General features: G+C 48.3%; 2 protein-coding genes. Both read right to left on the bottom strand.

Features of this window, described 5'->3' with window-relative positions; genetic code table 11:
• Positions 1-41: 41 nt before the first annotated feature.
• On the bottom strand, positions 42-2696 hold the full coding sequence (locus FHS57_RS30685) for an ATP-binding protein (protein WP_221225779.1): 2655 nt from the start codon (positions 2694-2696) through the stop codon (positions 42-44).
• Positions 2697-3050: 354 nt separating this feature from the next.
• On the bottom strand, positions 3051-12956 hold the full coding sequence (locus FHS57_RS30680; RefSeq protein WP_229601502.1) for a BspA family leucine-rich repeat surface protein: 9906 nt from the start codon (positions 12954-12956) through the stop codon (positions 3051-3053).
• Between the last annotated feature and the right edge of the window lie 3 nt (positions 12957-12959).

Below are 12959 nucleotides of genomic sequence, written 5' to 3'. Positions count from 1 at the left end.
GTTGCAAATAGGGTACACGAATGTTGCACCCTACGGAAAACCTACAAATAAGCAGAGGGTAATTTGCCAAAACGGCGATGGAACAGTTGTGAAAAATGCTTCACCTGCAACAACCCCACCGCATAGCAAACTGCTTTGACAGACTGCGCTTGCTTCGTTTCAAGCAAATACAACGCTTGTTGCAACCGTACTTCTTGCAGGTACTGCTGGGGAGAATGGCCTGTTAAGTTTTTAAGTTTTCGGAACAACTGCGTACGACTTAGTGCCATATCATCAGCCATGCGTTCCACCGAATAATCCGTTTCATTGAGGTGTAGTTTCACCCGACTCTCCAATTGCGCTAACCACGCCATGTCACTCACCGAAACGACAGGTGTCAAGTCGGTTTCGGGACCACGATCCAACAAAACCTCTACTTTCTCAACCACCAAATTATCGCTCGACCGTTTTTGTGCATACTGCAAAAGGTTATTCATTCGGACAAGAAGTTCTTCTTCCTCAAACGGTTTAGTCAAGTAATCATCCACCCCAATCCGCAGCGCTTTGAGTTTATCCTGCATTTCAGCGCGGGCTGTTAGCATAATGACAGGTATCGAACAGAGCTCATCGTCAGATTTAAGTATATTGACCAATTGATACCCATTGAGCACTGGCATCATTACATCTGTTAAAATAAGGGAGGGTCGGAGGCCTTTTTTTAGTAATTCCAAAGCTACTTGGCCATTTTCTGCTTTTATGACCGTGTATTTATCCTGCAAAATCAGCACCAAATAGGCTCGTAAGCTTTGATTATCTTCCACAATTAGAATGGTGGCTTTGGGCTCTTGCATAGACTCCGACGCTAATTCAACTCCCGCCAAACCTATTTCTTCTTTGTAGAGCACTTGGTGATTTATTTCTTCGGCGTCGGCATTCGTTAGTGTTGTTAGTACTTCTCTTTTGGGGAAATAAAACGAAAACTCTGACCCTTCCATCAACTTGCTTTCTACTTTCAACTCCCCGTTCATCAGTTTGGCTAATTCAACCGACAATGAAAGCCCGATTCCCGTCCCCCCCTCCACAAGCGCATTGGCTCGGTTGGATTGGTAAAATCGCTCAAAAATGCGGGGCAAATCCTCGGGATGGATGCCTCGACCCGTATCCTTTACTTTAATACAAATTTGATGATGATGCTCCTCAACAGTGACTGCAATTTCTCCATTTTCAGGCGTAAACTTAATGGCATTAGACAATAAATTGTTCAGTATTTTTTGTACTTTATCTTTATCTACCAAAAGTTGCAAATACCGATCAATAGCATAGTTAAACGTAAAACGAATATGCCGCGCAGTAGCCGCTGATTCAAAATTGGCTGTAACTCGGCGGATAAAATTATAGAGCACGACCGATTCTTCTCGCACCTCTAACTTACCCACTTCTAGTTTGTTCAAATCCAAAATTTCATTGACCAGTTTCAAAAGGCTTTCGGCATTTTGCCGTATCAAACTAGCTAGAGAATTGTTAAGTGCATCCAGAGTTCCGCTTTTCAGCATCGTACTTAAAGGGGCAAGTATGAGGGTAAGTGGCGTACGTAATTCATGCGAAACATTCGCAAAAAAACGTGATTTAACCGCATCCAATTCGTGAAGGGCAGCCGATTGTTGCGCAATGATTCGTTGAGCCCTTCGGCTTTTTGCGTAAAAAAAAGCCAGTAAAAAGACCAAAATCACTAATAAGCAAACCGAGGCAATCAGTATTTTACGTTCAAAAGCTTGTTTTATCTGAGTTTGTTCTTTTTCTTTCAAGCTATACTGTATTTCAAGCTCCTTTACAGCGTTGTGATGATTAACATCTAAACGTTTAACGGCTTCTTCAAGAAATTTCTTCTGCGCTTCATACGCATTTTTGAAATCCCCTTTTTTCTCGTAAGCGTTGGCAGTATAGTGCCAAATATCGTAATCCGTCGAATGAATATTCAACGATTCTCCAAGGGCTAACGCTCGCTTGTAGTAAGCAATCGCCTCATCGTTGTTTCCTCTTAAAAAATAAATATGCCCCAAATTGAACAGCCCCATTTGCCCATGATGGGAGTTTTGAAGTTTGTATTTTTCCACTAATCTCAAATACTCACTTGCATAAGCCTGAGCAGTTCCCAATTGCTTCAGTGTTTTATGATAATTGACCCGTATCCCCAAATAACTCAACTGAAGCATTAAAGGCACTTCTGGCAATAACGGTTCAATTTTCTCAAGGTATAGTTTGGCCGAGTCCATTTGGTTCTCCACAAATTTCAGGTTATGAAGGCTCATGTAAATTGAAGCCCTCCGCTGCAACGATAACTTATCCTCTTTTGTCAAGTAATAAGTAAGGCTTCTGAGCAAACAGGTTTGACCAAAATCCCTGCCGTCCGTTGATTTTGCGTAGTAACCACCTAACCCAAGTTCATATTCAGCTTTGATGGCGGGGTCAGTATTATCTTCAATCAGCTCATTGGCTTCCTTAAATACATCTCTATCTTGGGTTTTATAACCAGCCCACCCCCTGTCCGATATCCTATACAACACCCTGTATTTTAACACATTATCATTTACCATTTTACTGTATTTTTCTGCATACAGCAATGCGCTATCTTTTTGGGCGGGTATGAGCTCATAAGAAGCAAGTTTTAAATACGCCTCAATCAATTGTGCGTACGGCTTCCTTGATTGTTTCTCCAAAACGCTAAGCCCTTTTTTTGCATAAAAAAGAGTACTATCGTAGTTAAACTGCGGTTCGTATCTGAACCATTCCGCTTTATCGAAGTACCAATGTGCTTTCTTCTGTTCTTCAATTGTTGTTTTTTGCTGCGCAAAAGAAACCAAACTCCCTAAAAACAACACCAAAAAGGCACAATTTATTGGTATATATTTTGATATTGAGTTCAAAAAAATATTCATATGGAAAGCATCACTTGGTAAAATCAAACAACCAATCATCAGTAGCAAAGATAATTATTGTTGGCTATCTATACTAAAAAAATGAGCTACTTGAGAATAACCCCAAGTAGCTCATTTTTATCTAAAAGTAAGACACTACTGCACTTTCACCACCTTCAGCGTCGCCTGCTGGTCAGCGGTCGTCACCTTCAAGAAGTAAATCCCCGTCGGCAACTCACTCACCCCAAACTCTTCTTGGTGCGTGTTGGTTTCGGGTACAAATTGGCGACACAAAACTTCCCGACCTGTTCCATCCGTCAACGCAGCTTGCACCACTTGCCCTTTGCTCTCTTGGATTTTAAGGCGGAGAATGTTGGTGACAGGGTTGGGGAGAACGGTGGCGAAGACGCCGTTCTCCGTTATCGGTTGTCCGTTATCCGAACCTTGCCATTTGCCATTTGCCCCTTGCCCTTTGTTTTTTGCCTCTTCGCTATCCGCTGTCCTCGCTGCTCCCACGCCTACTCCATCTTTCGATTGGATTCTGAACCAATATTCTTGATACGCCAGCACATTGCCTTGCGGTTGACGCGTTGCAGGATAGATGCTGCCCCAGCCCTTCTGGTCCCAGTAACGAATGCCTAACTTGTACAAGCCTTTGGGTAACCCTGCGTCATATACGTTACCGCCCGATCCATTGTCTTGGTAAAAACCGTAGGCTGGATGGTTTTGTCCGTACAATTCTGTCCAGCCTTCGCGGTTGGCATACATAAAATACGGCGCGTTGTTCTCGTGCGTGTTGAAGGAACGAATTACGCCCATTTCTGGCGTCGCTAACATGTCAAAGGTCAATGAACCATCGGTACTTAATCCGCAGGCTTCTACGTTGATAGTCCAATAACGTGGTGCCATTTTGTTCGCGTTTTCTACGTAAAATAACGTCGGATTCACTTGCGTGCTTTGCTCCAATTCTGGACCACCGTCGCGGGTGATGAATTGACTTGTCCACAATGACTTGTCGTTCGCTGGCTTCACCGCCGATTTTGATTCGCCGATGTTTATCAACGTCACCACAAACGCATTCCAATAAATATCCTTGCGAATACTTTCCGAACTCTGACAACCGCCGTCGAAGAGACACTTTGCCCAATACGTTTGCTTCGTTACGTTGCTAAACGCTACCTCAAAACTTGGTGCAGTGACACCCGTGTTCCAAAACGTCTGACTTCCTGCGGGACAGTTGGCTGAAATCGTCACCGTTGTACCTGTACAAACAATCTCTTGCGAGGCTGTAATCACGGGAGCAACTTGCGTTGGGGTCAAGGTAAACGTCACTACGTTGCTTTTTTCACTCACGCAACCATTTTCCGTTTGACAACGAGCGTAGTACGAGGTCGTTTGGCTTGGTACCGTAGCGGGAAGACTTGGCAAAGCAACGTTCGTGGTGGCATTGTACCAAACCGTGCGCAAACTTCCGCAAGACGATTGACCGCTGAAACTTGCCGATGAGTTACAACTGCTTGTCGATGACAATGATACCGTCGGCGCTGCTGGTATGACCACCAATTTTAACCGCATTACTCCCGATTCTGATTCCACACAAGATGGTGTTCCGTCCGATTTACGGCAACGTACGCGGTAATTGTGAAATTGGTTATCCACCAAACCAACAGGTACGCCCGCGCTGTACTCACCACCGTCAACGGAATAAAGTATCACTTCACCCGTGGCGCAATTGGCGTTAAATGTAAGAGGCATATTCACCAAACTACACACTTCCTTCGTCTCGCCTACGGCAACTGTTACACCATCCACGAGCAATGACACGTTTTGCGGAGCAGAGGCACGGTTATTAATTGTCAATTCAATGACTCCCGAATAAGTCGAAGCACAATTGGCGTCGCAAGCCGCTTGATAGCGGTGGGATTGGTTATTAGACGATTGGGAAACTGGGGCTGTCGCCGACCAGTTGCTCCATGTGCCAGTACCTACTTGTACTCGCCAAACGGGGGTTCCCGAAACACACGAACTCGAAACCCCAAACTGTAAACCGTTCACAGGATTCGCATCGGTGTCGCAAAGAACTGGGTTGTTGCCCTCGTTCAAGGTTTGTTGTAAAGCTAAAAGTGTAATCGTTGGTTTACTTTGAACAGCTACGACTGCAGTCGCCGTAACCGCCGAACAACCGCCCGACGCGGGAATTGTGTACGTTACCGTGTAGGTTCCTGCCGTCGAAGTGCTTGGATTAATCGTTCCCGTAGTGGCATCGATACTCAAACCTGACGTAGAACTGAACGTTCCGCCGCTGCCCGTTAAGGTCACTACCGCCGATGTCACACTTTTGCAGTAAGGCGTTCCGCCGTAGCTGATTGTTGCACTCGGGCTTGTTGTGATCGTCACACTCGCTGTCGCCGTAACCGCCGAGCAGCCGCCCGACGCGGGAATTGTGTACGTTACCGTGTAGGTCCCTGCAGTCGAAGTGCTTGGATTAATCGTCCCCGTAGTGGCATCGATACTCAAACCTGACGTAGAACTGAACGTTCCACCGCTGCCCGTTAATGTCACTGCCGCAGATAGCACACTTTTGCAGTAGGGCGTTCCACCGTAGCTTATTGTTGCACTCGGGCTTGTTGTAATCGTCACACTCGCTGTCGCCGTAACCGCCGAACAGCCGCCCGACGCGGGAATTGTGTACGTTACCGTGTATGTCCCTGCCGTTGAAGTGCTTGGATTAATCGTGCCCGTAGTGGCATCGATACTCAAACCTGACGTTGAACTAAACGTCCCGCCGCTGCCCGTTAAGGTCACTGCCCCCGATGTCACACTTTTGCAGTAGGGTGTTCCACCGTAGCTTATTGTTGCACTTGGGCTTGTTGTGATCACCACACTCGCTGTCGCCGTAACCTCCGAGCAACCGCCCGACGCGGGAATTGTGTACGTTACCGTGTATGTCCCTGCCGTTGAAGTGCTTGGATTAATCGTTCCCGTAGTGGCATCGATACTCAAACCTGACGTTGAACTAAACGTTCCACCGCTGCCCGTTAATGTCACTGCCGCGGACGTCACACTTTTGCAATAAGGTGTTCCACCGTAGCTTATTATTGCACTCGGGCTTGTTGTGATCACCACACTCGCCGTCGCCGTAACCGCTGAGCAGCCGCCCGACGCGGGAATTGTGTACGTTACCGTGTAAGTTCCTGCGGTCGAAGTGCTTGGATTAATCGTTCCCGTAGTGGCATCGATACTCAAACCTGACGTAGAACTGAACGTTCCACCGCTACCCGTTAAGGTCACTGCCGCCGATGTCACACTTTTGCAGTAAGGCGTTCCACCGTAGCTGATGGTTGCACTTGGAGCTTCGGTAATGACCACATTCGTCGTCGCAATAACCGCCGAGCAACCGCCCGACGCGGGAATTGTGTACGTTACCGTGTAGGTTCCTGCCGTCGAAGTGCTTGGATTAATCGTTCCCGTAGTGGCATCGATACTCAAACCTGACGTTGAACTGAACGTTCCGCCGCTGCCCGTTAAGGTCACTACCGCAGATGTCACACTTTTGCAGTAAGGTGTTCCGCCATAACTTATTATTGCACTCGGGCTTGTTGTGATCGTCACACTCGCAGTCGCCGTAACCTCCGAGCAATCGCCAGACGCGGGAATTGTGTACGTCACCGTGTAAGTCCCTGCCGTTGAAGTGCTTGGATTAATTGTCCCTGTATTGGCATCGATACTCAAACCTGACGTAGAACTGAACGTTCCGCCGCTGCCCGTTAAGGTCACTACCGCCGATGTCACACTTTTGCAGTAAGGCGTTCCGCCGTAGCTGATTGTTGCACTCGGGCTTGTTGTGATCGTCACACTCGCTGTCGCAATAACCGCCGAGCAGCCGCCCGACGCGGGAATTGTGTACGTTACCGTGTATGTCCCTGCCGTTGAAGTGCTTGGATTAATCGTGCCCGTAGTGGCATCGATACTCAAACCTGACGTTGAACTAAACGTCCCGCCGCTGCCCGTTAAGGTCACTGCCCCCGATGTCACACTTTTGCAGTAAGGTGTTCCACCGTAGCTTATTGTTGCACTTGGGCTTGTTGTGATCACCACACTCGCTGTCGCCGTAACCTCCGAGCAACCGCCCGACGCGGGAATTGTGTACGTTACCGTGTATGTCCCTGCCGTTGAAGTGCTTGGATTAATCGTGCCCGTAGTGGCATCGATACTCAAACCTGACGTTGAACTAAACGTTCCACCGCTGCCCGTTAATGTCACTGCCGCGGATGTCACACTTTTGCAGTAGGGCGTTCCGCCATAACTTATTATTGCACTTGGGCTTGTTGTAATCGTCACACTCGCCGTCGCCGTAACCTCCGAGCAACCGCCAGACGCAGCTATTGTATAGGTCACCGTGTAAGTTCCTGCCGTTGAAGTGCTTGGATTAATCGTCCCTGTAGTGGCATCGATACTCAAACCTGACGTTGAACTGAATGTTCCACCGCTGCCCGTTAAGGTAACTACCGCAGATGTCACACTTTTACAATAAGGTGTTCCGCCATAACTTATTATTGCACTTGGGCTTGTTGTAATAGTCACACTCGCAGTCGCCGTAACCTCCGAGCAACCGCCCGACGCGAGAATTGTGTACGTCACCGTGTAGGTTCCAGCCGTTGAAGTGCTTGGATTAATCGTTCCCGTAGTGGCATCAATACTCAAGCCCAACGTTGAACTAAACGTTCCACCGCCACTACCCATTAATGTCACTACCGCCGATGTCACACTTTTGCAGTAGGGCGTTCCGCCGTAGCCGATTGTTGCACTCGGGCTTGTTGTGATCGTCACACTCGCTGTCGCCGTAACCGCTGAGCAGCCGCCCGACGCGGGAATTGTGTACGTTACCGTGTAAGTTCCTGCGGTCGAAGTGCTTGGATTAATCGTTCCCGTAGTGGCATCGATACTCAAACCTGACGTTGAACTAAACGTCCCGCCGCTGCCCGTTAAGGTCACTGCCGCCGATGTCACACTTTTGCAGTAAGGTGTGCCGCCGTAGCTGATGGTTGCACTTGGAGCATCGGTAATGACCACATTCGTCGTCGCACTTACCGCCGAACAGCCGCCCGACGCGGGAATTGTGTACGTTACCGTGTAAGTCCCTGCGGTCGAAGTGCTTGGATTAATCGTGCCCGTATTGGCATCGATACTCAAACCTGACGTTGAACTGAACGTTCCGCCGCTGCCCGTTAATGTCACTGTCGCAGATGTCACACTTTTGCAGTAGGGCGTTCCGCCGTAGCTGATGGTGGCACTCGGAGCATCGGTAATGACCACATTCGTCGTCGCATTCACCTCCGAGCAACCGCCCGACGCGGGAATTGTGTACGTTACCGTGTATGTTCCTGCCGTTGAAGTACTTGGATTAATTGTTCCCGTAGTGGCATCGATACTCAAACCTGACGTCGAACTGAATGTTCCACCGCTACCCGTTAAGGTCACTGCCGCCGATGTCACACTTTTGCAGTAAGGTGTGCCGCCGTAGCTGATGGTTGCACTTGGAGCATCGGTAATGACCACATTCGTCGTCGCACTTACCGCCGAACAGCCGCCCGACGCGGGAATTGTGTACGTTACCGTGTAAGTCCCTGCGGTCGAAGTGCTTGGATTAATCGTGCCCGTATTGGCATCGATACTCAAACCTGACGTTGAACTGAACGTTCCGCCGCTGCCCGTTAAGGTCACTGCCGCAGATGTCACACTTTTGCAGTAAGGTGTTCCGCCGTAGCTGATGGTGGCACTCGGAGCATCGGTAATGACCACATTCGTCGTCGCATTCACCTCCGAGCAACCGCCCGACGCGGGAATTGTGTACGTTACCGTGTATGTTCCTGCCGTTGAAGTACTTGGATTAATTGTTCCCGTAGTGGCATCGATACTCAAACCTGACGTCGAACTGAATGTTCCACCGCTACCCGTTAAGGTCACTGCCCCCGATGTCAGACTTTTGCAATAAGGCGTTCCGCCGTAGCTGATGGTTGCACTTGGAGCTTCGGTAATGACCACATTCGTCGTCGCATTCACCGCCGAGCAGCCGCCCGACGCGGGAATTGTGTACGTCACCGTGTAGGTTCCTGCCGTTGAAGTGCTTGGATTAATTGTTCCCGTATTGGCGTCAATACTCAAACCTGACGTTGAACTGAACGTTCCACCGCTGCCCGTTAAGGTCACTGCCGCGGATGTCACACTTTTGCAGTAGGGCGTTCCGCCGTAGCTGATTGTTGCACTTGGAGCATCGGTAATGACCACATTCGTCGTCGCCGTAACCTCCGAGCAGCCGCCAGACGCAGCTATTGTATAGGTCACCGTGTAAGTTCCTGCCGTTGAAGTGCTTGGATTAATCGTCCCTGTAGTGGCATCGATACTCAAGCCCAACGTTGAACTAAACGTTCCACCGCCACTACCCATTAATGTCACCAACGCAGATGTCACACTTTTGCAGTAGGGCGTTCCGCCGTAGCCGATTGTTGCACTCGGGCTTGTTGTGATCGTCACACTCGCTGTCGCCGTAACCGCTGAGCAGCCGCCCGACGCAGCTATTGTATAGGTCACCGTGTATGTCCCTGCGGTCGAAGTGCTTGGATTAATCGTTCCCGTAGTGGCATCGATACTCAAGCCCAACGTTGAGCTATACGTGCCACCGCTCGTACCCGTTAATGTCACTACCGCGGATGTCACACTTTTGCAGTAAGGTGTTCCGCCATAACTTATTATCGCACTCGGAGGTGGGTTTACCGTTACACTACCCGTTATTATATTTGACGTGCAACCTGAGCTTGAACTGCTCACGGTCAACGTGTAGTTTATTAAACTCCCCGACGCTGGCTCACTCAGATTCACCACAATAGGCGTGGCAGGCAACGGTGCATTACTCACCGTAGTGATGCCTGCCCCCGAAATCGAATACGTTGTCGGGGTGCCCGAAGTGGCTGAGTAGGGTAGTGTGAATGAGCTAGCTCCAATGCAAATAGCGGGACTTGCACTGGTGGTAATCGTTGGCGGTGCGCTCAGCGTCTGACTCACTGAAGCCACGTACGAACAACTATTGACCGCATCGTTTACCGAAAAATAATTGACGTACGTCCCTGGAAAACTGCGCGTGCTGCTGAAGGTGTTGGACGCTGATTGATACGTCCCCGATGGCGTTGTTAAAGATGCTTCTTGATACCAAGCTGTGCCTATACCCAACACATTGCTACTCCCAATTTGCAACGCTGGACTACAGCCCGAAAAAGGTGCAGCAATTATTCCATTATTGACTACATTGGGTATTGGATTCCCAATGGGATACTCAATGATACCATTATTAACCAAACCTGCGCTTCCATTGGTATGTGACGCTAACGTAGCCACTTTAAAATAACCCGAATTGGCCAAAGTATTGGAATTGCTAATAGGAGCAGCCACAACTAGCGTAGCACAAGCTGAGTTAGTCAAACTCCCTTGATTGTTAATTCCTGTAAAGGGGGTCCCTGCATTGGTATTAATGGTTATTTTAGCATTATTGGTTATGGTGCCATAATTAAAAATACTACTTGTCGTAGAACGGTCGATGCTTAGTTCTCCACCCGCGTTATTGTTGAAGGCTCCGCTGTTAAAAATCCCAAAAAAACCGATACTACCAGTAGCCCCCAGTGTAATTTTGGAGGAATTGATGAACGTGCCAGTAGAGACACCAATGGCGCTTTGGGTAGTTCCGTCAATGATAATTTCCCCTCCACTGTTATTTGAAAAGGCAAGATTAGTTGATGGATTGAAATCAATACCCCGACTTCCCACAGCCCCGTTGGCGCCCAAGATGATTTTACCACTGTTGGTAAAATTACCAGAACTACTCAGCGCGGTTGATGTGGTTTGGCTAATGTTGATTTCTCCACCCGATTGGTTGGTAAAAGTACCCGCACTGCCTAACCCAAGCGCACCCGCGGGTGCGCTTGCACCGATGAGGATTTTGCCCGAATTGTTAACAGAATTCAGAACCTCATTATAAAACCCAACCCGCGAGAAGCGATCAATACGAATTTCCCCTGTATTGGTAAAAGTACCCTCGTTGAGTACCGCATCGTCGCCAACGCTGGACAAATTACCAAGAACAAGCAAGCCGTTGTTGACCAATGTGCCACCACGCACTATCAAAGCCAAAGTGAAAGGAGCGGAATCGATTTTTGAACCATTGATGGTCAGACTTCCCGACGCATTTATCGTTAGCCTACTAGCACTTGAGGCTACCTCCACCGTCTTGGCAACGGCCGCCGTCCCTGCCATAATCACAGGTTTGTTGGTCGTATTGGGAATCATCACGTCGTCGCTAGTGGTAGGAACGGAGCCATCTTGCCAGTTGCCCGCCGTCGCCCAATCGGTTGAAACGCAGCCCGTCCAAGTGTCGGTTGTAGTCGAGGCCGTAAAGGGCGAAGTAAGAATTACTGGATTACTTCCGTAAGTAGCTTCGCAGCTAGTCAAGGCTTGAAAACGGGCTTTTAAGCGATAATTACCCGCTGCTAGGTTGCTAAATGTCGCACTACTTTGCCACGTATTGCCATTATCAATGCTATATTCGAGCGAACCACTCGGGGTAGCATTGACCACAATCGTTCCCGTAGGCGTGCTACAGCTTGGCTGCGTGACGGTGGGGGTAGTAAAGGTAATGGCTGGAAGAATGGTCACGTTTGCCGTAGTACTCACCGCTGCACAATTGCTTGATGCAGGAATTGTATAAGTAACCACATAATCTCCTGCCGTAGAAGTACTTGGATTAATTGTTCCCGTAGTGGCATCAATCGACAGGCCCGCCGTTGAACTGTAGGCCCCACCGCTCGTGCCCGTCAATGTGACTGCTGCTGTGGTTAGTGTTTTGCAAAATGGTGTGCCTGGGTAACTGATGCCTGCCGATGGAGGAGTAGGGGCAGCATCAATGATCACATTGCTTGTGGCGGCTGAAATACAGCCTGCCGCGCTGGTTACTGTAAAATTATAAGTTCCTGTTCCTAAGCCCGATATAATTCCAGAATATCCTGAGCCAGTAATCTCTCCTGGATTGATCGTCCAAGCCTCCGATGGTAAGTTATTCAAGCGCACCGATCCTGTCGTGACCGAGCAAGTAGGTTGTGTGATTGTCCCTACGAATGGTTTGGTTGGAACCGCATTTTCATCGCCCCAAATTTGCCAGCCTTTTGTTGAAATTAAACTAGCCCTATTCCCTTCCGCATCGCAGTATTTTAGCCCAACAGCATACATATTTCGCCCCGTTACACCACCCGCATTAAACCCTCTTAGTGTGGCATCGTAGTTGGTGGCATTCATCCCGCAGTTGTCTAAAAAGTAATTCAAATTCACGTTGGGATTGAGCATTGTCCCCCACGTTTCTAAACTTTGATTGAAGGAGGTAGCGCCTGAAAACATAAAGCGCATATCGGTCACTGCTAGGGTATTGAAGGCGTTGGGGAAGGCTTTGTTATAGGCGCTACAATTATAAAACATGGAATTCATATTCGTTACAGATGACGTGTTAAAGGTCTCAGGAAGCACTTGGTTGAATGACGAACAACCCGAGAACATACCCCGCATATTGGTCACCGACGACGTGTTGAAGGAACTTGGTAAAGCCTTGTTATAGGTACTACAATCGTAAAATAACAAACCCATGTCCGTTACAGATGACGTGTTAAAGGTCTCAGGAAGTACTTGGTTGAATGACGAACAACCCGAGAACATACTTCGCATACTGATTACTGCTGAGGTATTGAAGCTAGTTGGCAATGCTTTGTTGTAGGTACTACAACCGTAAAACATACTATTCATATTGGTCACTGACGATGTGTTGAAGGTGTTTGGCAATGCTTGATTGAATGAAGAACAACCTGTAAACATGGCACTCATATTCGTTACTGACGACGTGTTGAAGGCACTTGGCAATGCTTTGTTGTAGGAACTACAACCGTAAAACATACTATTCATATTGGTCACTGACGATGTGTTGAAGGTGTTTGGCAATGCTTGATTGAATGAAGAACAACCTGTAAACATGCT

The sequence above is a fragment of the Runella defluvii genome (genome assembly GCF_014195535.1).
In the GTDB taxonomy this organism is placed as follows: domain Bacteria; phylum Bacteroidota; class Bacteroidia; order Cytophagales; family Spirosomataceae; genus Runella; species Runella defluvii.
This window is presented reverse-complemented; position numbering and strand designations above follow the sequence as displayed.

Coding starts and splice junctions, on each gene's coding strand:
- FHS57_RS30680 (WP_229601502.1), bottom strand. CDS start 12,956: ATGTTTACAGGTTGTTCTTCATTCAATCAAGCATTGCCAAACACCTTC.